14 protein-coding genes are annotated in these 23,987 nt (G+C 33.3%); 9 read left to right on the top strand and 5 right to left on the bottom strand.

The window, feature by feature from the left end; all coding sequences use genetic code 11:
- Positions 1-83 precede the first annotated feature (83 nt).
- From CKF54_RS02135 to CKF54_RS02145, 3 genes are all read right to left on the bottom strand, one after another.
- A complete protein-coding gene (locus CKF54_RS02135) occupies positions 84-1,226 on the bottom strand; it encodes a porin (protein ID WP_119524640.1) in 1,143 nt (380 codons plus the stop codon).
- 660 nt (positions 1,227-1,886) lie between these two features.
- Positions 1,887-5,048: an efflux RND transporter permease subunit gene (locus CKF54_RS02140; protein WP_119524641.1), complete on the bottom strand. Its 3,162-nt coding sequence runs from the start codon at positions 5,046-5,048 to the stop codon at positions 1,887-1,889.
- A gap of 15 nt (positions 5,049-5,063) precedes the next feature.
- Positions 5,064-6,254, bottom strand: a complete 1,191-nt coding sequence (locus CKF54_RS02145; RefSeq protein WP_119524642.1) for an efflux RND transporter periplasmic adaptor subunit — start codon at positions 6,252-6,254, stop codon at positions 5,064-5,066.
- Positions 6,255-7,126: 872 nt separating this feature from the next.
- Here CKF54_RS02145 and CKF54_RS02150 point away from each other — a divergent pair.
- The 4 genes from CKF54_RS02150 (at position 7,127) to CKF54_RS02165 (ending at position 12,670) form a co-directional block, all read left to right on the top strand.
- Positions 7,127-8,767: an L-lactate permease gene (locus tag CKF54_RS02150; protein ID WP_410454506.1), complete on the top strand. Its 1,641-nt coding sequence runs from the start codon at positions 7,127-7,129 to the stop codon at positions 8,765-8,767.
- Positions 8,768-8,898: 131 nt separating this feature from the next.
- Positions 8,899-10,203: an HlyC/CorC family transporter gene (locus CKF54_RS02155; RefSeq protein WP_119524643.1), complete on the top strand. Its 1,305-nt coding sequence runs from the start codon at positions 8,899-8,901 to the stop codon at positions 10,201-10,203.
- 9 nt (positions 10,204-10,212) lie between these two features.
- Entirely contained in the window at positions 10,213-11,667 is a 1,455-nt protein-coding gene (gene hldE, locus CKF54_RS02160) for a bifunctional D-glycero-beta-D-manno-heptose-7-phosphate kinase/D-glycero-beta-D-manno-heptose 1-phosphate adenylyltransferase HldE (protein WP_119524644.1), read from the top strand.
- A 7-nt stretch (positions 11,668-11,674) separates the two neighbouring features.
- Positions 11,675-12,670: a lipid A biosynthesis lauroyl acyltransferase gene (locus CKF54_RS02165; protein WP_119524645.1), complete on the top strand. Its 996-nt coding sequence runs from the start codon at positions 11,675-11,677 to the stop codon at positions 12,668-12,670.
- 36 nt (positions 12,671-12,706) lie between these two features.
- On the opposite strand, the gene typA is transcribed toward CKF54_RS02165, so the two are convergent.
- Positions 12,707-14,545 carry a translational GTPase TypA gene (gene typA / locus CKF54_RS02170; RefSeq protein ID WP_119524646.1) on the bottom strand — a complete coding sequence of 613 codons (1,839 nt, stop codon included), beginning with the start codon at positions 14,543-14,545 and terminating at the stop codon, positions 12,707-12,709.
- Positions 14,546-14,697: 152 nt separating this feature from the next.
- Here typA and gmk point away from each other — a divergent pair, with 152 nt between their 5' ends.
- The 4 genes from gmk (at position 14,698) to CKF54_RS02190 (ending at position 18,754) form a co-directional block, all read left to right on the top strand.
- Positions 14,698-15,276 carry a guanylate kinase gene (gene gmk / locus CKF54_RS02175; RefSeq protein WP_119524647.1) on the top strand — a complete coding sequence of 193 codons (579 nt, stop codon included), beginning with the start codon at positions 14,698-14,700 and terminating at the stop codon, positions 15,274-15,276.
- 126 nt (positions 15,277-15,402) lie between these two features.
- Positions 15,403-15,975, top strand: a complete 573-nt coding sequence (gene rpoZ, locus CKF54_RS02180) for a DNA-directed RNA polymerase subunit omega (protein ID WP_119524648.1) — start codon at positions 15,403-15,405, stop codon at positions 15,973-15,975.
- Positions 15,976-16,048: 73 nt separating this feature from the next.
- Positions 16,049-18,187, top strand: a complete 2,139-nt coding sequence (locus CKF54_RS02185) for an ATP-dependent DNA helicase RecG (protein WP_119524649.1) — start codon at positions 16,049-16,051, stop codon at positions 18,185-18,187.
- A gap of 3 nt (positions 18,188-18,190) precedes the next feature.
- Positions 18,191-18,754 carry a hypothetical protein gene (locus tag CKF54_RS02190; protein ID WP_119524650.1) on the top strand — a complete coding sequence of 188 codons (564 nt, stop codon included), beginning with the start codon at positions 18,191-18,193 and terminating at the stop codon, positions 18,752-18,754.
- A gap of 47 nt (positions 18,755-18,801) precedes the next feature.
- On the opposite strand, the gene CKF54_RS02195 is transcribed toward CKF54_RS02190, so the two are convergent.
- Complete coding sequence (locus tag CKF54_RS02195; RefSeq protein ID WP_119524651.1) at positions 18,802-20,481, bottom strand: ShlB/FhaC/HecB family hemolysin secretion/activation protein; 1,680 nt, start codon at positions 20,479-20,481, stop codon at positions 18,802-18,804.
- A 747-nt stretch (positions 20,482-21,228) separates the two neighbouring features.
- Here CKF54_RS02195 and aceE point away from each other — a divergent pair.
- Positions 21,229-23,901 (top strand): pyruvate dehydrogenase (acetyl-transferring), homodimeric type, encoded by a 2,673-nt coding sequence (gene aceE, locus CKF54_RS02200; RefSeq protein ID WP_119524652.1) that lies wholly within the window; start codon positions 21,229-21,231, stop codon positions 23,899-23,901.
- Positions 23,902-23,987 lie beyond the last annotated feature (86 nt).

Below are 23,987 nucleotides of genomic sequence, written 5' to 3' on the forward strand. Positions count from 1 at the left end.
CTATTTTGTTTATTATGATGATTGGGGGAAGAGGTAAAATTAATTACCTCCCCTTCAATTAAATATTATTCTATAAAACTGAATTAGAATGATACTTTAACACCAGCTGCGAAAGCTGTATCTTTGATTGTACGTTTCTTATCAGTGCTTTCGTTTTTCACACGATCACGTAAGAATAAAGTTTCACCGAATACGCGAACTTTAAATGTATCTAATTGATAAACATCAGATTGTGCACCTAAGTAGAAACCTGCAACTTTGTGTTCAGCGTTAGCTGATTCTAAGTCTAGTTTTTGGTAAGTTGCACCAGCGTATGGTTGGAAGTATTGGTTTAATCTGTAAGAAGCTTTAACAACTACAGAGTGGTGTTTGTCAGTTGAGTTAGTAACTTGTGAAACAACACCATCTTTGTTTTGTGTGCGAACATAATCATATGCTGCAGCAACTGTTAGATCATCATTTAATAATTTTTGAACTACAGCAACTTCAAAACCTTTTTTCTTAGTAACATTTGCTTCAGTATTACGTAAGTTTTCGAATACTGCAGTAGCTTTAACCGCTGTACCAGTTGAGAACGCGTAAGTACCTGCGAAAGCGTTTTGTACTACACGGTTACCGTCAGCGATGCTTGAGTATAATTTACGGTTGTGTTTAGTTTGGCTGTATGAGTACTCAAATACGAAGTTGTTGAATACTGGAGAAGTATAGTAAACTGTTTGGTTACCAGTTGTACGTGTATTAGCACGTAAAGCTGTTAAGAAATCTAAATATTCTAAATCGCTATCAGCTGCACCATCAACTACAGTTGTTTGACGACCTAATTGTAGTCTACCGAATTGATCGTTTGCTAAGTATACATATGCACGGTCAAATGCAAAGTATTGTGTACCTTCGCTTAAGTGAGATTTAGCTGTTGCGTCAGTTGCGTAAGTGTATACTTTAGAAGTACCGTCTTGTAAGAAGTTGTTTTGTAGACGTACACGGAAACCGTATGCTGTTGAATCAGCAACGCGGAAATCACCACCAAATGCTAAACGGTAACGAGCTTTAACGTATTGGTTTGTTGTTTTAGATGTTAAACCATCTTTATTTTTTTCGTAAGCGTATACGAAACGAGTGTAACCGTCAACATAAAGACGAGCTACATCTGATTGATAAACTGTTGTGTTAGCAAAAGCTGAACCTACTAGAGAAGCTAAAGCTAAAGTTAATAAAGTCTTTTTCATATGAACCCTATATATTATTTTTCAGCCCAAGAAACTTGAACTTTAAAAACCCAAAACTTGTAGTTTTGGAAATTAAACTAATTAAGACAAAAGATTGTCATCCAAACAATTTTTAATTTAATTTTATTATGTGTTTCTGCATTAAAATATACGTCGCAGTTCACATAAAGTAGCTAAGTAACTCCTTTATTATATAATATTTATTTTGTTTTTTCTATCATTCTTTAAGGATTTTTACAGAGAATAAGGGAACTTTTTAACTTTAATGATAAAGAACGGTTAAATGTAAATTTTAAAATCTACTCAAGTTTTCAACTCTTTGATTTTTATAACTTTAGATTATTGTTAGATAAAAGTTATTATCATTTAGACTAGTTGTATTTTTAATTTTTTGATACAAAACTGACGTGATTTAGCAAATTATCTAAAAAATATTTTTTTCAACTTTACTTTTTTCTTTCCAATTGAAAATAACAGATAATAAATAAAATAATTAATTTTCGTGGAAAATAAATTTGCCTTTTTTACTTATTCAGAGACCTTAGGGATCTAATCAAACTTAGTATAAAATTATTCGCTAATAATGAAAAAGTCCTTCATGTTAATTATGAACATGAAGGACTTTTTTAATTAAAAGACTAATCTATATTCAGATCTAAATTAATCTTTGTGTTTATCTAAAGATAGAGTGTCATCTTTACTTTCTTCTTCATCAGCAATTTCGTCAACACCCTCTTCTTCCATTGTAGAAGCAATAGAAGGGATAGTTTCATCGAACTCTGGAACAGGTTCGTGACGTTTACCGATAAAGATGTATACCATAGGTAGAACGAATAAAGTAAAGATAGTACCAATTGATAACCCTGAAACGATTGTAATAGCAATCGCAAAACGAGCATTAGCACCAGTACCAGAAGAGATTAACAGTGGAATTAGACCTGCAACCATCGCTAAGGTTGTCATTAGGATAGGTCTGAAACGTAAACGAGCAGCTTTAATAATAGCTTCACGTTTTTCTAAACCATGATTAATCTGTTCTTCTTTAGCAACCTCACACATTAGAATACCGTGTTTAGTTATTAGACCTACTAGTGTCATCATACCGATAGTTGTGTATAAGTTGATAGTAGCACCTAATTTACTACTTAATCCTAGTAAGAATAATGTTGCAACGGTACCAGTAATAGCTAGTGGTACTGTTACCATAATTACTAAACCATCTCTCCAAGAGTTAAATTGGATTGCTAGCACTAAGAAGATAAGAATAATAGCTAGAGCAAAAATAATTGTTGTCTGATTTCCTTCTTGTACATATGTACGTAAGTCACCTGATAGGTCATATGTATAGTTAGAAGGGAAATAGTTATAGAAATTATTTTGGATCCAACTTACTAAATCTGACTGTGATTGTGTAGAAACACCTTGTACAGTTACAGAGTTTAATTGGTTAAATCTTGGGTAAGAAGCAGGTTGTGATTCAATATTATAAGTAATTAATTCTGATAATGGGATATTAGTTCCACTTGAATTAGTTACGTAGTAATTATAAAGAGAATCAGTACCTGATTTATTATCATTAGCTAGTTGTGTAACTACTTTATACACAGTACCATCAATTGATACACGTGCTGCAGTACTTCCAGATAAGTAAGAAGATAAAGCTGAAGCAATATTAGAAATTTGTACACCTAAACGTGAAGCTTTTTCACGATCAATTGTAATATTTAATTTTGAGTTGTTGAAAGCTACGTTTGTACCAGACATAATTAAAATGCCTTCATCTTTTGCAGCCTGAGCAAATCTTTCTGCATAAGGTACAATTTTTTCTAAAGCATCAACTGATTGTACTGCTACGGCAAAGTTATAGAAACCAGATCCTGGAACTTGGATTTCAGGGAAACTGAAAGTATTTACTTGTAAACCTGGAACTCCACCAAACACACCACCATACTGTGCTAGCATTTCAGCTTGAGTTAGAGGTCGTTCTTCTTGTAAAGGAGCGATATTGATAATCATAGAAGATTGAACAATTGATAATCTTCCAGTTACATAAGGAACTTGTTCAAATCTTTTAGCAATAACTTCTTGTACTAATTGACCGTAAGCAACCGTAGAGTTAGCTGGTAATCCTGCAAATGCTAAGAAAATACCACGATCCTCAACCGGTGTTAACTCAGAGTTAATATTTTTTGGTAGTGATACTAATGATAAAACAGCTGCAGCTAAGAATAATAAAACGAATTTAGGATGGTTTAAGAAACCTTTTAAAGCTGTATCATACTTAGCATTGATTTTATCTAGAGTACTTTCTACAAAGTGCTCAAATTTAGAAACTTTCGCATGATCGTAATTTCTATATAAATAATTACATAACATTGGCGAAAGAGTCAGTGATACGATACCAGAGAAAATAACAGAACCTGCTAGGGTAACTGCGAACTCACGATAGATTGGACCTGTGGAACCTGTAGTTAAAGTAAATGGTAAGAATACAATAGCTAGAGTACAGGTCATTACAATAACTGGAGCAGCAATTTCACGTGTACCTATAATAGCGGCACGGAAAGGAGTTTCTCCATATTTAATGTGACGTTGAATGTTTTCTAGAACAACGATCGCATCATCCACCACTAAACCGATTGCTAAAATTAAAGCTAGTAAGGTTACTAAGTTTACTGAGTAGCCTAAAAGAGCTAATAAAGCAAAGTTAGCTAAGATAGAAATTGGAATAGCAATAATTGGAACAATTAGTGACTTAACGCTACCTAAGAACATTAACATCACAATCATTACGATAACAACAGCTTCAAAAACTGTTTGTACCACCTGGTGAATAGCGGAATTAACAGCTACAGTACCATCGTAAACAACAGTAGAACTGATATAGTTTGGTAAAGTAGGTTTAACTGTGTTTTCGTATTTATCAATTAACTTAGCAACAACAGTTAGAGGGTTTGCTTCCGGAGTTAATTCAAATCCTATAACAACAGCCGGTTTATCATTATAAGTAGCAGTTGTTTGGTTAGGTAAATCTTCCATTGTAACATTAGAAACATCACCTATACGGATTGGTAAATCGTCAATAGTTGTAATGATTAGATTTTTTAACTCATCAACATTCTTTACTGAACCATCAACGTTATTAGTTAATACACGATAATCTGATCTTAAAGAACCGGCAGCAATTTGAACGTTATTAGCACTTAGCGTAGATGTTACTGAAGACGGACTTAAACCATATTTATCAAGTTTTTCAGGGTCAAGTGTGATTAACATGTATAAACCAGGGTTCATAAATGATACACTTGCAACACCATTAACAGTATAAAATTGAGGTTTAACGTTACGATCTAACCAGTCAACTAACTGTGCGTTTGTTAACTGCTCAGTTGAGAAAGCAACATATAACGGGTTTACCGAACGTCCCTCATCCTTGCTGATAACAGGTTCATCAGCATCACTTGGGAGGTCTGATTTAGCTTCATTTACTTTTGCGATTACGTCACTAAATGCTTTATCTAAGTCAGCACCAGCTACAAGATATAAAGTAACAGTACTTGTACCTAAAGCAGATGTTGAATACATATAGTCAACGTTTTCAACTGAAGCTAATTCTGTTTCTAACGGGCTTGTAATAAAGTTTTGAATAGATTGAGCTGATACACCAGAGTAAGTTGTTTCTACTACTACGGTAGCGGTAACAAGTTTAGGGTACTCACGTACGCTCATCTTGCTTAAACTATATAAACCAAGTACGATTAAGAGAATACTTAGAGCAACACCCATTACTGGTCGTTTTATAAACGCATCAGTAAATTTCATTATTATCCCCTTTAATTACTTTGTATCTTCTTGTGCTGTTGCAGGTAGTTTAAATGAAGTAGGAACTCCTAATCCATATCCTTTTGCAATTCTAACTAAAGAACCGTCAAGAATGTTGTTGTAGTTAGTAACAATAATATTACCAACTTCTAATCCTTTAGTTACTAAAGCTACACCATTAACACGTTCGTTAGCTGTAATATAAACTTCTGTAGCGCGATAAACACCATCAGCAGATTGACCATTGCTTGTTAAGCTTTCTTTTTCTTCATCTGTTAATGGATCTAAACGATACACAATTTGACCATATAGAGAGTAGTTAACAGCAACGTCAGGGATAGTAATTTGATTACTTACTGGGTTTGTACTGATGTTTACTTTTACAAATTCACCGTCAGCTAAGTTAGTATTGTTTGCAAAAGAAACACGAACTTGTGATAGACCTGTAGAGGTAGAAATAGTGCTATCAACACCTGAAACTACACCAGTTGCTAATTCTTTGCCATCTTGGCTAAAAGCAGTAACTTCGTTACCAATTTTTACATTTTCTGTAAATTGAGGAGAAACTCCTAAATTGATATAGAAGCTATTACCCTCATCAGAAGATGAGTTTGGAACAACTGTCACTAGAGTAGTGCCCGAGCTAACAACATCACCTACTGAAGGAGAAATTGTACCTACCACACCATCAAAAGGAGCGATGATTTGTGATAGTTGAATAGTTTCTTCAGTTGCACGTACTGTAGATAATTGTGCGTTATAGCTACTTAAAGCGCTTTCCACTTCATATTTAGAAGCACCGCCTTCTGCGTAAGCTGCTTTAAGACCGTCATAGTTTAATTTTAAAGAACGTAAAGAAGCTCTTTGTGAAGCAAGAGTTGCTTGAGATGAAGCAACATCAAGACTTAAGATAACTTGACCTTTTTTAACAGCTTGGCCTGGTTTAAAGTTAATAACTGCAACTTTACCAGAGTTTACTAAAGCAAGGCTACCTGTGTTTTGTGTTTTTACAAACCCAGAAGAGCTAATTGCACCTAAATATGTTCCACTTGAAACTTCGATAACTGAAACAGATGTTACTGCTGTAGGAGCCTTGTACTTACTTTTTTGATAAGAGATAAAGTAAGAGAATAAGCTTAAACCTACTAAAACAACGATAACAGCTGTCATCAATATATAGAAGACAAAAGATCTGCGTTTTGCCATGTGTTGTCCTTAATATGTAATTATTAGCTATCTAAACTATAATTGAGGCTATGTGTATAAGATACTAATAGCTAGATTTTATAGGAAAGGTTGAGTTTTCAATAAGTTTAAATTCTAAAATTATATCTTTAGAATAACCTCAATTGTTATATATTGATATACTCGTTAAAGTATGTTTTTCAAAAGAAAATTTTGGAGAAAAATACTACTAGATTATAGCAAAATTAACTCTAAAATAAGAGAGCTTAGTTCATTTTTATTTTAAAGCCCAGTTTAACTTATTGATTTTTAAAACGTTAATGTTTTCGTTTAATTGAGTAAATAATCAATTATTTAAGAAAAAGCAGAGTAATAGTTCTTAACAATACAAAATTTTTTAAAGCAGCTAGATAAAATTATTTTAAAAAATTATGAGGGTGATACTTAGATTTTTATTTAGAAATAGGCAGGTAATAGAGTTTTACATGTAAGTATGTTTTTACAAATTCTTAATAATCAAGAATCTAAACAAATTTAGATTTTAAAAAATTTCTCAAGAGTATATTTGTATCTTGTAATTTTGTAAGAGAAAGTTTGGGTACGATATAGCTAAGAGTTGTAATTTTATTACATGCACATGATACGCTTGTAAGAAGCTAAAAAACTAGATAAAAACTATGGTTTTAAGCATGAAAGAGTTAAAAAAGTAGAAAAATATTGCAAAAAAGTGTGATCTACTGCACATTTTTGAAAATATTTTATCTAAAAGCTTGCTTTTGCTATATCGGTCTGTAGATAATAGGAGCTGAAAAGTTAGATCTATTTTTATAAGAAGACCTAGCTATAAAAAACTAGTTCCTTTTTATGTGTATGTTCTTCATGGTGGAATATAAATGTCAGGCGTAGCTATTCAATTTATTTTAAGCGTATTCCCGATTTTGCTATTAATTTACTTAATGGCTAAAAAGAACGGATTACCGTCTTATATCGCACTTCCTATTACGGGAGCGCTGATCCTATTAATTCAATTATTTTATTGGGGTAACTCAGGCAGTAAAATCTCAGCTTCTGTGATTGCTTCATTTATTGCAACGTTAGTACCTGTTACTATTATTTTTGCGGCAATTCTTTTTAACCGCTTTATGGAAGTATCAGGAAGCATTAGAGTAATTAAAAGCTGGTTAGCAACAGTTTCTCCTAATCCAGTAGCTCAATTAATGATTATCGGTTGGGCTTTTGCATTTATGATTGAGGGGGCTTCTGGTTTTGGTACTCCGGCAGCAATTGCGGCGCCATTATTAGTTAGCTTAGGGTTCCCAGCAATTCGTGTTTGTATCTTAACTCTAATTATGAACTCAGTACCAGTATCATTTGGTGCTGTAGGTACTCCAACTTGGTATGGTTTCAGCCAATTATCAGCGGTAAACTTCTCTGAGTTAGCTTCAAAAACTGCAATTATTCACTCATTTGCTTCTTTAGTAATTCCAGTTATTGCTTTACTATTTGTGGTTAAATGGTCTGAAGTTAAGAAAAACTTAGTATTTGTTTACTTATCAATTCTTTTCTGTGTGGTGCCATATTTATTAATTGCTCAAGTTAATGATGAATTCCCATCATTAGTAGGTGGTGCAATTGGTATGTTATTATCAGTTTGGGCTGCACAAAAAGGTTTAGGTTTATCTAAAGATAAAAGTTCTTCAGAAACTAGCGGTACTGATTATGAAGCTGTTACAGGTAAACAAGTTGCAAAAGCTTTAATGCCATTTGCAATCCTTATTGGTTTATTAATTGTAACTCGTGTTCAACAGCTTCCATTCAAGGCAATGATGAACAGTACTGCTGAGTTATTTACTGTTAGCCTAGGTTTTGCTGACTTTAAATTAACTCAATCTCTAACATTTGGTTTACATAACATTCTAGGCACAGGTATTAGTGATTCTTATAAACTTCTTTATGTTCCTAGTTTAATTCCATTTGTAGTGACAGTATTATTCTGTCAGTTCTTCTACCAAGAATCAAAAGGTCATATTGCTAATATTTTCAAAACATCATTAAGTTCTGTGAAATTAACTTACATCGCTCTATTTGGTGCTTTCGTAATGGTTAAATTAATGATGTTAACTCCAGATCCTTCAAATGATATTACTTTATCAATGGTAAATGTTATCGGTCAGGTGTTCTCTAGCTCTATGGGAGAAAGTTGGTTATATGTAGCTTCATACCTAGGAGCTGTAGGTGCTTTCTTCTCTGGTTCAAATACAGTATCTAACCTAACTTTTGGTAGTATTCAACAATCAATTGCTCAACAAATTGGTTCTAGTCAAACTACAGTTTTAGCTCTTCAATCAGTTGGTGGTGCTATGGGCAACATGGTATGTTTAAATAACATCATTGCGGTAGCTTCAGTAACTAACTGTTTAAGTCAAGAGGGATATATTTTAAAACGTACATTTATCCCTATGGTGATTTACGGTGTGATTGCGGCAGTAGTTTATCAAGTATTCGTAATTATCTCTCCAGGTGTTTGGGCTTAAGATTATTGTTCCTTAAAAGGGTGAGGCTTGTCCTCACCCTTTAACATTTAGATATTTTCTTTGTGGTATAATATCTTTCTTAAGTCTCGACAAGAGAAATTTTGAATGTTTTTAACTAAATCGGATTATTTATGGACTCTTCCTCTGTTTCGTTTTTGATTATTATCATATTTTGCTGTATTTTATCTTCTGCTTTTTTCTCTGCAAGTGAAACTGCTTTGCTTACTTTAAATAGATATAAATTACAAACAGCATTACTACAAAATAGATACGGAGCTAAGTTTGCTGATAAACTACTTCAGAATTCTGATAAATTAATTAGCACTATTTTAATTTGTAATAACTCGGTTAATATTGGAGCCTCTTCTTTAGCAACTATTGTTGGGCAGGCTATTGCTGGAGACATGGGTATTGCGATAGCAACTGGTGTTTTAACATTTATTCTTCTAATGTTTGCGGAAATTATCCCTAAAACATTAGCAGTAAAAAAGCCTGAAGCAATTTCATATGCTTTTGCCCCAGCTCTATATGTTGTTTATAAGATAGTAACACCGATCGTTTATATATTTAACTTCTTTACAATTATCTTCTTTAAGATATTCAAGATTCAACAACGAACAACAGAAACTCAATTATCTAATGAAGAATTAAGAGTTATTGTAAAAGAATCACAGACTCTCGTTGGTAAAGATCATTCTGATATGATGAATTCAGTATTAGATCTTGAAAAAATGACAGTTGAGGATATTATGATTCCTAGACATGAGATTGTGGCTATAGATATAGATGACGATATTAAGTCAATTATTAGACAATTAAATCAATCTCCTCACAGCCAAGTAGTGGTATATCGTGAGTCTTTTGAAAAACAAATAATTGGTATGTTACGAATTCGTGAATCATACCGCTTAATGATGGAGTCAAACGAGTTTTCAAAAGAAAATCTGGTGAGAGCCGTTGACGAGCCAATTTATATTCAAGAGGGTACTACTCTAACTAAACAATTATTCAATTTTAAAAAGGCTAAGCGTAAAATTGGCATAGTTGTTGATGAATATGGCTTTGTAATAGGTTTAATTTCTATTGAAGATATTCTTGAAGAAATAGTTGGTAACTATACAACTAACTCTATTAGTGATGAGCAAGAAGATATTAATTATATTGCTCAAGGTAAGTATTTAATTGATGGACAAGCTAACCTACGTGATTTAAATAGAAAATTTAGTTGGGATTTAGCTGCTGAAGACGTACGTACTTTAAATGGATACCTTTTAGATAAGTTCCAAGATATTCCTGAAGTAGGTTCTAAGTATAAGTACAATAACCTAGTTCTTACAGTGAAAGAAGTTGATCGTAAGGGTATAAAACAAATTGAGATCATTGATTTAAAGAGATTTAAGTCATCTTCAGAGAAAAAACCATCAACTACTAAATAACAATTTTTTATGTTAATTGATAAATTAGATTTTAGTATTGCCAAAATCTTTGTTTTTGGTGATGTGATGATTGATCATTATTGGTATGGAAGTACTTCAAGGATTTCTCCAGAAGCACCTGTACCTGTAGTGCTTTATAATGACCAAAACTCTACTTTAGGAGGAGCTGCTAACGTAGCACGTAATTTAGTTGCTTACGGAAGTCATGCGACTCTATCAGGACTTACTGGTGAAGATGAGGATGCAAAACTATTAAAAAAATTATGTGAAGAGATCTCTCTTCCGTACTTTTTCTTAGCTTTTCCAAATATCAAAACAACTAAAAAACTAAGAATTTTAAGTAGACATCAGCAACTATTACGAGTGGATTTTGAAGACTCTTTAGTTTCTAAGTTTTCTATTGAAAAAGCAATTGAAGACATTGGTGGTCAACTAGAACAAGCAATAATTGATTCAGACGTAGTAATTCTTTCTGATTACTTGAAAGGTGCGAGAGAGTTATTTCCGACAATTATTGCACTTGCAAACAAATATAAAAAAGTAGTAATTATTGATCCTAAAGGAAGTGACTATTCTTTATATAAAAATGCAAATTTACTTACTCCGAACCTAAGTGAGTTTAGATTAATTGCTGAACAATATAACTTTAGTAAAGAAGAAATTTTAGATGAAAGTAATGAGAAAAAGATAGCGCAAACTATTATCAAAGATCTTAACCTTACTGATCTCTTAATTACTAAGTCTGAAAATGGTATGACTTTACATCAAAAAAATGGTGAGGTGTATCATCAATTTACCTATGCTGAAGATGTTTATGATGTAACAGGTGCGGGAGATACTGTTATAGCTACTTTAGCTTCTGCTATAGCAACAGGTGTGGAGATAAAAGACGCTTGTTACTTAGCTAATAAAGCGGCAGGGGTTTCTGTAGCTAAGTTAGGAGCAGCAACGGTAAGTATGGATGAGCTAAGAAAGTCTTGCAATATAGAAACTTCTCAAAGATCTTTAAGTTTTGAGCAAGTAGTTGCTCAAATTAGAGAAAAACAAAAAGCAGGTGAGAAAGTTGTATTTACCAATGGTTGCTTTGACTTGCTTCATAGAGGGCATCTTAGTTATTTACAAAGAGCAAAAGAACTTGGCGACATTTTAGTTGTTGCAATAAACTCAGACAGTTCTGTTAAACGTTTAAAAGGTGACTCTAGACCTATAAACTCTTTAGATGATCGTATGTTTATGCTTTCATCATTAAAGTATGTAGATTACGTTGTTTCCTTTGATGAGGATACACCTTTAGATGTTATTAAGTTAATCAGACCAGATGTTCTTGTTAAAGGTGCTGATTATCAAGTTGAAGATATTGTAGGCTATAAAGAAGTTACATCTTACGGTGGCAAAGTTCAAACAATAACTTTCATTGATTCTTATAGCTCAACTAATTTAATAAATAAAATTAAAAATAATTAATTTCTTTATGAAGAAAAATGATCAGATCTTCGAATCCAATAGACCACATTTTAAGAAGGAGTTTTTACTTCCCAAGTACTGGAAAATTTGGTTGCTAATCGCTCTATGTTGGATTCTATCACTTCTTCCTTATAGTGCAATTCGTTGGGGAGGTGTGCAATTAGGTAAGATCTTTCGCAACTCGAAGCTAAAAGTTATACGTAAAAGAAGAGAGATAGCACGTATCAATATAGATATAGCATTAGCTTCAAAATCGAAAGAAGAAAGGGATAAAATTTTTGATCAGTTTTGTGCTAATGTTGGTATAGCTCTATTTGATATAGTTATAGCATGGTTTTGGAGTAAAAGAAGATTTAAGAAATTAATAAAACTCCCAGAAAAGGATTTTTCTCAGTGGTATGAGAAAAAAGCATTTTTATTCTTGTGTCCTCATTTCTTAAATCTTGAAGTTAATGCTAGAGCAATTGGTTTAATCCTTCCATCTTATGGAGTATATTTAAAAAATGCTAATCCACTTTGGGATTGGTTACAATATTATTTCCGATTAAGAAATAACAAAGCTCTAGTTCCTAAAGACAATCCACGTGCGATGCTTAAAACTTTAGCTTTAAAACGTGGTCTTTGGTATGCTCCAGATCAAGATCTAGGTGTAAAATCTTCAATTTTTGTACCTTTCTTTGATGAACCTCAAGCTTGTACAACTACTGGAACTTACCAATTGTATAGAAGCTTTAACGATTTAACTTTAGTACCTTGCATGCTATTACCTAGCGAAGATAGTAGATACCAATTTGATTTTGTCATTTTAGATTCTATAGATTTCGAAGATCTCACTGAAGAATTTAAAAATGAAAAGATCTCTAGAGAAGAGCTAACTTATCAAATTGTATTAAGAACTAATCAGGCTATTGAAAAAATGGTTAAATTAGATATTTCTAATTATATGTGGCTACACAGACGTTTTAAAAATAGACCTGAAGGTCAAAAAAGTTATTATGAATAAAAAAAAGATCCTCCATTATGGAGGATCCTTTTTTTATTATTTGTTTGCTTGACGGTAAGCACGACGACGATCGTTTTCAGTTAAGAATTTCTTACGAATACGAATTGATTCTGGTGTAACTTCTAATAATTCATCATCATCGATGAACTCAATAGCTTGTTCTAATGAGAATCTTACAGGTGGTACTAACACAACAGCGTCATCTTTACCTGAAGCACGCATATTTGTTAATTTTTTACCTTGTAAACAGTTTACTGTTAAGTCATTATCACGACTGTGGATACCGATGATTTGACCCTCATAAACTTCTGTATTTGCATCAATTAATAGCTTACCACGTTCTTGTAGAGAGAATAGAGCGTAAGCTAGTGCTTTACCTGTACCATTAGAAATTAGTACACCGTTAACACGTTGACCAATTTCACCTGGTTTAACTACATCATAGTGGCTGAAAGTAGAGTAAAGTAAGCCAGTACCAGATGTCATAGTCATGAATTCACCACGGAAACCGATTAGACCGCGCGCTGGAATAATGTAATCAAGTCTTACTCGACCTTTACCATCAACTTCCATATTTCTTAGTTCACCTTTACGGAGACCAAGAGCTTCCATGATTGAACCTTGATGTTGTTCTTCAATATCAATAGTTACTTGCTCAAATGGTTCTTGCTGTACACCATCAACTTCTTTATAGATTACACGAGGACGTGATACAGCTAGCTCGTAACCTTCACGACGCATATTTTCGATCAGTACAGATAAGTGTAATTCACCACGTCCTGAAACTCTGAAAGCGTCAGGGTCTTCAGTTTCTTCTACACGTAGAGCAACGTTGTGAACTAATTCTTTACGTAAACGTTCTAAAATTTGACGCGAAGTAACGAATTTACCTTCTTGACCACAGAATGGAGAGGTATTTACACAGAAGAACATAGTAACAGTTGGTTCATCAACTGAAAGAGCAGGTAAAGCTTCTACATTATTAACATCACAGATAGTGTCTGAGATGTTTAACTCACCTAAACCTGTAATAGCAATAATATCACCAGCTGTAGCAACATCTTGCTCTACTCTTTGTAAGCCAAAGTGACCAAGAACTTGACCTACTTTACCATTACGTTTGTTGCCTTCTGCATCAATAATAGTAACTTGTTGGTTAACTTTAACATTACCACGTTTAATACGTCCAATACCAATAACACCAACATAGCTATTATAGTCAAGTTGTGAAATTTGCATTTGGAATGGAGCTTCTAGATCAACATCAGGAGGAGATACTTTTTCTAGAATAGCTTCAAATAGTGGAGTCATGTCTTCAGCCATGTCATTATAATCAAGACCAGCAATACCATTTAAAGCTGAAGCATAAATAATTGGGAAGTCTAATTGCTCGTCAGTCGCACCTAAGTTTACGAATAGATCAAAAACTTGGTCAACAACCCAATCAGGACGAGAACCTGGACGGTCTACTTTATTTACTACTACAATTGGTTTTAAACCATGCTCAAATGCTTTTTGTGTAACAAAGCGAGTTTGTGGCATAGGACCATCTGTTGCGTCAACAATTAGAAGAACAGAGTCAACCATTGAAAGAACACGTTCGACTTCACCGCCGAAGTCAGCGTGCCCTGGAGTATCTACGATATTAATGTGGTAGTCACGGTAGTTGATTGCTGTATTTTTAGCTAAGATAGTAATACCACGCTCTTTTTCGATAGCGTTACTATCCATGATTCTCTCTTCAACTTCACCACGTGAGTTTAAAGTACCTGATTGTTGTAATAATTTGTCAACCAGAGTAGTTTTACCATGGTCAACGTGAGCAATAATAGCAATGTTTCTTAATTTGCTAATGTCTTTATTAATAGATGTCATGACTTAATAATTCTGTTTACTATAGTAAGAGTTAAGTAAAGTTTTTGTAAAAATAAACTCTAAAATCTGTCAATGTATTATATAATAAATAAAATTTATTTAAATAAATATTTACCTTGAGTTTAGAGGAATATGCTTCCACAGTTGTGATTATGACAGAACAAACAAAAAAAGGTCGCCTTTTTATTATTTCAGCTCCTTCAGGTGCTGGGAAAAGTACTTTAATTAACAAATTATTAAACTCTAGCTTTAAATCAAAGTACTACCTTTCTATTTCTCATACAACTCGTCCAGTTAGACCCGGAGAAGTTCACGGGGTACATTACTATTTTACAAACATAGAAAACTTTGAGCATTTAATACAACAAGATGAGTTTTTAGAATATGCTGAAGTATTTGGTAATTACTACGGAACTTCAAAAAGAATTATTCGAGAAAAGCTTGATCAAGGAATCAACATCTTGCTAGATATTGATTGGCAAGGGGCGAGAAATGTGCGTAAACAATTTCCAGAAGCAATTTCAATTTTTATTTTACCACCTAGCTTAGAAGAGCTTCAGAAGAGACTTTTAAATCGTCAAACAGATTCATTAGATGTTATTGCTCGTCGTATGGAAAAAGCTGAGAATGAAATGGCTCATAAAGACGAATATAACTATGAAATTTTAAATGATGATTTAGATCATGCTTTCAAACAATTTGTTGATATATTAGAATCATCTTCAAAATAAATTAAAGAAAATCACAAAGTAATGTGATATACTTAATTATTCTTTATGACATGTTGCTGAAAACGCTCTAAACATAAGCTGTATAGAGTGTATTTTAGATAAAGGTTTTCATCTTAGAGTAGTCCAATGCAAGATAACAAAATAGTTAACATTACACAAGCTTTAAAAAAAATTCCTAACCGTTTTGAGTTAATTGCTGTAGCAGCTCGTCGTGCTAGACAAATTCAAGAGTACGAAGCTGCAGTTGCAAAAGCAGAATCAAATTACAGAAATACTTCAACTTTAGTACTAGCTCAAGCTCGTGTAAAAAATGGCAAGGGTGGAACAAGAGAAAGTAAAATTGAGACGCAATTAAAAGAGTTAAGAAATAATCCTATTAATCTTTTTGTTGACAACTCAATTACTAAAGATAAGCCAACAGTTGTTGCTCTTCGTGAGATTCAAGAAGGCTTTGTAAATAAAGAATACTTAGATCGTAAAGATATTTTCGATCAAATTCAAGAACATACAAGTTCATTTGAAGAAGTTGATAGCTTACTTCAGTCTACAGATGACACTTTTGATGAAGATACTTTTAGAAGTCTAAAAGATGATTTCAGAAGCTTTGCAAATGATGAAGATGAAGTAGACACAAGTGAATTTTTTAACGTTGTAAATCCTTTCGATGAAAGTGATGAAGATTACAACGATGAAGAATAATAAAGTTAGTTAACTTTTTTTGTAATTTTAGGATAGGGACCATTTTAATGGTCCTTTTTTTGAATATGTAGATATGACGCAGTCGGTTTACTCAATACCTATTGAAAAAATTAAAGGGGTAACTAAGGCAAATCTCCCTAAATTTAAAGAAAATTTAGGGATTAATAATTTAGGTGATTTGCTGATGTTTTTGCCCAGAAATTACGAAGATAGGTCTCAAATAGTTTCTTTACCAGAGGTCATACCTGGTAATAAAGTTTGTATACGTGTCGTTGTCACAGGCAAGTATAAATCAGTAGTTGATAGATATAATTACAGACTAATAGTCAATGGTGTAGATCCAACTTCAGGTAATACAATTTTGATTGTTTTTTACCGAGCAGCAAATTATTATGATGAAAAGATTGAGGTAAACTCTGTCCACACCTTTTTTGGAATTGTGGAGTTAAATACCTATGGACAAACAGATTATAAAATTAATCACCCTGAAATAGTTACAGATGATAATTTTGTTGGTAAAAATCTCCTAACACCAATATATCCAAGTACTGATAAATTAAAACAAGATACTATTAGGAAAGTTGTACAAAATGGTATAGCTATAGTGGAAAAAATGAGTTTACCAAATTTATTGCCTCAAAGTGGTTACCCATTAATTCCATTTCGCAAAAGTGCAGGGTCTGCAATTGAGTATCTAGATATAAATAAACTAGACTTCTTGCAAAGTCTAAAGTTTATTCACACTCCACCGAAAAATGTAAATATTCAGGATATTATTGAGAGACGTAATCCATATCTTATAAGGTTAATAGCTGAAGAAATATTGGCTAAGCAATTAACTCTAATTTCCTCGAAAAATATTTTACAAAGGGAAAAAAGCGTTGTAATCCCTCCACAATTAAATTTAGCACAAAAAGTCATTCAGGATCTACCATATAAGCTTACTAATGCTCAAATGAAAGCCTTTCTCGATGTGGTGAATGATTTGGCAGCAAATAAACCAATGTTACGTTTAATTCAAGGTGATGTTGGATGTGGGAAAACAATGGTTGCAGTTTTAGCCATAGCTCATATAGTTCAGTATGGGTATCAGGTTGCATTAGTTGCGCCAACGGAGATTCTCGCTTCTCAGCTTTTTGAAAATGTCAATAACGCTTTACAGGCTTACGGAGTTAAATCTGTTTTTGTTAGCGGTAAATTAGGAGCTAAGGGAAAAAGAGAGGTTGGAAATTTAATTAAAACGGGTCAAGCTAATGTTATAGTTGGCACACATGCTGTTTTCTCTGAATGGGTTGAGTATAAAAATTTAGCTATGGTTATAATCGACGAACAGCACCGTTTTGGTGTTGAACAGAGATTAGAGATTTCTACTAAGCAAAAGAATTTCAAAATTCACACTCTTATGATGAGCGCTACACCTGCACCTCGAAGTTTAGCTATGACCATTTACGCTAACCTTGATTTATCAATCATAGATGAGCTACCGCCAGGAAGGAGTAAAGTTGAAACTTTTTTAATAAGTAAGAATGAAAAAGTAAAACTATTTGGACGTATTAGAAAAGTAATTCACGAGGAAAGAAGACAAGTTTACTGGGTGTGTGTTCTAATAGAAGAGAATGAAAATTATCAAGCTACGAGTGCATTAGAAACTTTATCTGAACTAAGGTCATTTATGCCAGAGGTTAGAATTGGTTTAATCCACGGTAAATTGAAAGAGCAAGAAAAAGCTGAAATTATGCAAGCCTTTAAAGAGCAAAAACTTGATCTTTTAGTCGCAACAACGGTTATCGAGGTTGGAGTAAATGTGCCAAATGCTTCGATAATGATAATAGAAAATCCTGAAAGACTTGGATTATCACAGATCCATCAGTTAAGAGGGCGTGTAGGTCGTGGCAGTGTAAAATCTTTTTGTGGTCTTTTATATGAACCAAAAATATCTCGTTCGACTAAAGAGAGGTTAGAGATTTTTCAGCGCACCAATGATGGCTTTGTTATTGCTGAAGAAGATATGAAGCTAAGAGGTAATGGTGACATTGTTGGCACAAGGCAGTCTGGAGAGATGCAGTTTCAAATTTCAGATTTAGCTAAAGATAATTTAATTGCCGAAGTGCTAATTCCTTTTGCGCAAACTCTTTATGATCAAGATCCAGAGTTATCTAGACAGATAATGCGACGTTGGAATGCTAATCAAAAAGATTATGTCTTAATTTAAAGTATGGAACAGTTTAGTCGCTTACTAGAAAATATTATAAAAAGTAAATGCGTTGATAGTTTTACCAATGACTTAAATCAAATTCAAAAAACTTTGGAAGAGAAAGAAAATTATCTTCTAGAAGCCAAAGCAGTTGGAGTTGATTACCCTGACAGTATTACAGCCTTAATTGAAGCTAAAGATGGGGAGTTACCTAGAGTCATTGTAAACTGCCAAAAATCTATAGATGACTACTTAATAAGATTTATTAACTTAATTAATAAAGATAATAATGTAGTCTTAACTGGCTATACTTTTTTAGATCTGTCACATGATTTGAATGTAAAAAAAGTTATTCTTTCGGAATTAACTAGAAACCAGACTATACCTTTAGGTTTATGGTTATTTAAACAACAATTTACAGCTTCAGAATTTATATTTCGTAAAAGCGGAGCTAATCAATTTATGAGGATAAGGTACTTTGATATTGATTGCTCTAAATATGTTAACTACTTCGCCACTGTAAGGTTATATCTTGTTGAAGTTTTTAATATAGATACGTTTATAAAGTACATTGAAAAAAAATAAGGACATGTCATTAGACAAGTCCTTATTTTTTTAGCTATAAAATTTGATTACCAACGGTAAGAAGTTGTGAACCAAACAGAGTATTTACCACGGTTGTTATCTTCACCTTTAAGACGGTAAGCACCATAAACGTCTGCTGACCAATCTTTATAAGATACACGTAAACCTAAACCTGTTGATGCGATAAATTTGCTGCTATCACCATCAAAGTTTTTGCTTTGATTGTAAAACTTATCAGTTGCATCTTGGTTATAGTGAACCCAACCACCATCTAGTAAAGCATAAGCTTTAAGATCAAAGTTAGGTAATCTTACTAGAGTAGGAGTGATTAACTCGTTTTGTAAATAGAAACCTGAATCGCCTGAACCGTTTTCATCACGGAAGCCACGAACATCATTAGAGAATAGCTCAGAGCTTACTAAGTGTTTGCTTGAGTATTGACCTTTAAATTTAGATACCCATGTCCAGTTTTGTGGAAGAGCAACTTTAAAGTTTGCAGTTGCAGTCCACCAATCAGAGTATTTCTCAGCAGTTACTAAACGACCACCAGCTACACGTAGTTTGTTGATGTTATCAGTACCTAAGAAACCAGCGTAGTAGAAGTTATATTTAGTTGAGAATTCAATTTCTAAACCACGGAATGGTACGATTTTACCAGCAAAACCAACGTTGATTGGTGATACGTAGTAAATTTGGTTAGTATCACTTAAGCTAAGTGAGTTATAACGGATTGATGACTCACTTTTCAGACGTTTAAATGTATAACCAGCTTGGAATTTGATTTGGTTAGAGTAACCGAAATCAAAGTGAGGTAAGTAGTAAGACCAGTTTAGGATTGCTACATCACCGACACCGTTCACATCATAGAAAATAGTGTTACTATTGTCGTATGGAACGTTATTTTGGTTAGTTGATGAGTGGAATAAAGATACATCTAAACGTTGGTGTGCTGAGTAGAATGGTAATGAGTAGCTACCACCAAATGCATAGTAACGGTCGAAGTTCTTTAAGTTTGTTAATAAAACTAAGTTAAGAACGTCGTCTCTACCAGTTAAGTTTGCATTTAAATAACCAGCCATGAAACGTAAGTACTCTACGCCTTTATCAGTAGATGAGTTATCTAATTGTACATAACGTAAAGTTTTACCACGTGGTGCAACAACGTTTACGTTAGCTACAATTGGCTTACCTGGTTGTAATTCATATTCAACCTGAGTAAGTTTTAATGGGTTTTCGATAGCCATTGTTAATTCACGCTCATCAACCCAAGGGCGACCAGCAACGAATTGTACGCCTTCTTTTAATGAAGGAAGTGAATTACGTACGTTTTCTTGAGAATAACCTGGAGCAGAACCGTAATTAACTTGACCAGCTACGAAGTTAACATTATAAACTACTGTACCGTCAGCAATTCTTTGGTTAGGTAAAGTAACAGTGAAAACACCTTTCGCGTTAGCGTTTAATGTATCTTGTAATTTTGCACGTAACTCGTTTAATTTAGATACAGTTACACCGTTACCTGTGTATTGTTGTAAAAGAACAACTAACTGCGCTCTTACTTCAGGGCTAATGTAAGAATCATCAGTATAACCCGTTAAGTTATAACGCGTAACCGAGAAAGTTGCTTCAGTTGCTTCACTATTAGCGTAAGTAGTTGTAGCGATAGAACCTACGCCAACTAGAGATAAAGCTAATAAAGCTGAAGTTAATTTATTTTTAAATTTCATACACTTGTTATTTTTTAATAAACAATTAAAAAGAAAACAACAACTTTTTCTTTTAATTTATCAAGTACTATACCCTTTTAGAGTAGGATATACCCAATAACAACTAACCTATTCAATTTTTTAAGTTATTTCAAAAACTCAAGAATATTTATCTTGAGGTTAAAAAAAGCATTCAATAAATAATTATATACTAAACTTAGTCTGAAATTCTAAAAAAGATAGCATTTTTTAGTGGAAAAATAGCTTGATTTCTAAAAATTGATATGATTTAGTTGAAAATTTACTTTTACAATCAGTTTTATAGTAAAAAAGTAAAAATCTATGCATGCTTCCGTACCTTTTTCAGTAATTCAATAGCATTTATTAATGTGTTTTAAAATGTAAAAAAGATAAAAATATTGAGAAAAGTACATTTAACTTTTTTTAATTTAGCTCTTTAGATAATGTAAGATCTCAAGAAAAAACTATAGGTATGTTATATAATATTAGTAGGTTTTTCTATTGGGAAATATTGGGAATTTAATTTATTTGTAAAGTTTAGTATTCAAAAACTTTGTTTATTAGTAAAAAAATGTTAACGAATACTACTTATAAAAAATTAATTTCTTTATTAGACTCTTTATAACGATTATCAATTATTGAATTATGTAGAGCAAATTGCTACCAATAAGTAAATGATGGGTAGCAAAGTACTTTATGTTAATTTAATTAGAATATTAAGCTAACAAAATTGTAAAAGGACATAAAATGTCAAACATCAATACTAATGATATCGATCCTATTGAAACACAAGAATGGCTTGATTCTTTAAATTCTGTATTAACTAACGAAGGTAAAGAAAGAGCTAAATTTATTATCGATAGTTTACTTGCTCATGCTGGTTCAAAAAATATTGAACTTCCTTCAGCTTTAAATACCCCTTACGTAAATACAATCTCTGAAGATCAAGAAGTTGAATATCCTGGTGACATCGCACTTGAGAAAAAAATCCAAGCTGCAATCCGTTGGAACGCTATTATGATGGTTCAACATGCGCAGAAGAAAGATCTTGACTTAGGTGGTCACTTAGCTTCTTACCAATCAGTTTCAGATATGTGGGAAGTTGGTTTTAACCACTTCTTCCGTGCTGCTACAGATGTAGATGGTGGTGATTTAGTATACTTCCAAGGTCACTCTTCACCAGGTGTTTATGCTCGTGCGTATGTAGAAGGTCGTTTAACAGAAGAACAAGCAGGTAATTTACGTCAAGAAGCTTTTGTTGATGGTTTATCTTCTTATCCACACCCACACTTAATGCCTACATTCTGGCAGTTCCCTACAGTATCAATGGGGTTAGGTAGCTTAACAGCTATTTACCAAGCTCGTTACTTAAAATACTTACACAGCCGTGGTTTAAAAGATACTTCTAACCAAACTGTTTGGGCATTCTTAGGTGATGGTGAGTGTGATGAAGTAGAATCAAAAGGTGGTATTTCAATCGCTGGTCGTGAAGGTTTAGATAACTTAGTATTTGTTGTTAACTGTAACTTACAACGACTAGATGGTCCAGTTTTTGGTAACGGTAAAATCGTTAATGAGTTAGAAGGTATCTTTGCTGGTGCTAAATGGAAAGTTATTAAACTTCTATGGGGCTCTTCATGGCAAAAACTTTTAGATAGAGATACATCTGGTAAACTATTAACTTTATTAAGTGAAACAGTTGATGGTGATTTCCAAAACTTTAACTCAAAAGATGGTGCTTACTACCGTGAACACTTATTCTCTAAATACCCTGAAACTTTAGAGTTAGTTAAAGATTTATCTGATGAAGAGTTAAGTCACTTAGTTACAGGTGGTCATGACTTTAAGAAAATTTACAACGCATTTAAAGTTGCAAAAGAAACTAAAGGTCAACCAGTTGTTATCTTAGCTCAAACAATTAAAGGTATTGGTTTAGGTAAAGCTGCTCAAGGTCTAAACATTGCTCACCAAGTTAAGAAATTAAATGTTGATTCATTAAAAGGTATCCGTGATGAGTACCAATTAAACTTAACTGATGAACAAGTTGAAAAATTAGACTTTGTTAAATTCGCTGAAGGTACAGCAGAGTACAATTACTTACACGGTCAGCGTAAGGCTTTAGGTGGTTACTTACCACAACGTCGTGAAAGATTTGATGTTGAGTTTGAAGTACCATCAATTGAAGATCTAAAATTACAACACCTATTAGAAAAACAAGAACGTCCAATCTCTACAACTTTAGGTTACGTTCGTTACTTAACTGCTCTATTAGAAAACGAGAAAGTTGGTAAACATATCGTTCCAATCGTAGCAGATGAATCTCGTACTTTCGGTATGGAAGGTCTATTCCGTAAAGTAGGTATTTACTCTCCATTTGGTCAAAAATATACTCCACAAGATAAAGCTTCTGTAGCTTTCTATAAAGAAGACACAAATGGTCAGTTACTACAAGAAGGTATTAATGAGTTAGGTGCAACAGCTTCATGGTTAGCTGCAGCAACTTCTTACTCAACAAACAACGTACCAACAATCCCATTCTTTATCTACTACTCAATGTTTGGTTTCCAACGTGTAGCAGATTTATTATGGTTAGCTTGTGACCAAAAAGCTCGTGGTTTCTTAATCGGTGCTACTTCTGGTCGTACAACATTAAACGGTGAGGGCTTACAACACGAAGATGGTCACTCACACATTATTTCAAGCGTAATGCCAAGCGTAAAATCTTACGATCCAGCATACGTATATGAATTAGCAGTAATCCTTGAAGATGGTATCAACCGTATGTATGGTCCAGCTCAAGAAAACGTTTACTACTACATTACAACTTTAAACGAAACTTATGAGCAACCTGCAATGCCTGTAGATGCTAAAGAGGGTATCGTTAAAGGTATTTACAAACTTCAAGAAGTTGAAGCGCAAGGTGAACAAGTAGCTGAAGTTCAATTATTAGGCTCTGGTTCAATTTTACGTCATGTAATTCTTGCTGCTGAAATCTTAGCTAAATATGGTATTAAATCTCACATCCACTCAGTAACATCATTCACTGAGTTAGCTCGTGACGGTCAACGTTGTGAACACAAACACAGATTAAATCCATTTGCAGCTCAAGATATCCCATACGTAACTAGTCACTTACAAAACTTACCAACAGTTGCTGCAACTGACTATGTTCGTGCATTTGCTGAACAAATCCGTGCATTCTTACCAACAGCTAACTATAACACTTTAGGTACAGATGGTTACGGTCGTTCAGATAGCCGTGAAAACTTACGTAGATTCTTTGAAGTAGATGCTCCACACATTGCATTAGCATCTGTTTACGCATTATTACGTCAAAGAACATTAAAACCAGAAACAGCTAAACAAATCATTACTGATTTAGGTATTGATCCAAACAAACCTTACAGTTTAGATTTATAGTATTAGCAATTTTTTAGTTTAACTTCTTCAATGGGAGTTAATTTAACTCCCATTGAGATAAATTTCAATAAATAAGGGTTTTTTTA

The organism is Psittacicella hinzii (assembly GCF_003585885.1).
GTDB lineage: Bacteria > Pseudomonadota > Gammaproteobacteria > Enterobacterales > Psittacicellaceae > Psittacicella.

Bases quoted from the DNA above. Each gene is read 5' to 3' on its own strand.
- aceE (WP_119524652.1), top strand. From the start codon at position 21,229: ATGTCAAACATCAATACTAATGATATCGATCCTATTGAAACACAAGAA.
- CKF54_RS02145 (WP_119524642.1), bottom strand. From the start codon at position 6,254: ATGGCAAAACGCAGATCTTTTGTCTTCTATATATTGATGACAGCTGTT.
- typA (WP_119524646.1), bottom strand. From the start codon at position 14,545: ATGACATCTATTAATAAAGACATTAGCAAATTAAGAAACATTGCTATT.
- CKF54_RS02165 (WP_119524645.1), top strand. From the start codon at position 11,675: ATGAAGAAAAATGATCAGATCTTCGAATCCAATAGACCACATTTTAAG.
- CKF54_RS02185 (WP_119524649.1), top strand. From the start codon at position 16,049: ATGACGCAGTCGGTTTACTCAATACCTATTGAAAAAATTAAAGGGGTA.
- gmk (WP_119524647.1), top strand. From the start codon at position 14,698: ATGACAGAACAAACAAAAAAAGGTCGCCTTTTTATTATTTCAGCTCCT.
- CKF54_RS02135 (WP_119524640.1), bottom strand. From the start codon at position 1,226: ATGAAAAAGACTTTATTAACTTTAGCTTTAGCTTCTCTAGTAGGTTCA.
- CKF54_RS02195 (WP_119524651.1), bottom strand. From the start codon at position 20,481: ATGAAATTTAAAAATAAATTAACTTCAGCTTTATTAGCTTTATCTCTA.
- hldE (WP_119524644.1), top strand. From the start codon at position 10,213: ATGTTAATTGATAAATTAGATTTTAGTATTGCCAAAATCTTTGTTTTT.
- CKF54_RS02150 (WP_410454506.1), top strand. From the start codon at position 7,127: ATGTCAGGCGTAGCTATTCAATTTATTTTAAGCGTATTCCCGATTTTG.
- CKF54_RS02155 (WP_119524643.1), top strand. From the start codon at position 8,899: ATGGACTCTTCCTCTGTTTCGTTTTTGATTATTATCATATTTTGCTGT.
- CKF54_RS02140 (WP_119524641.1), bottom strand. From the start codon at position 5,048: ATGAAATTTACTGATGCGTTTATAAAACGACCAGTAATGGGTGTTGCT.
- CKF54_RS02190 (WP_119524650.1), top strand. From the start codon at position 18,191: ATGGAACAGTTTAGTCGCTTACTAGAAAATATTATAAAAAGTAAATGC.
- rpoZ (WP_119524648.1), top strand. From the start codon at position 15,403: ATGCAAGATAACAAAATAGTTAACATTACACAAGCTTTAAAAAAAATT.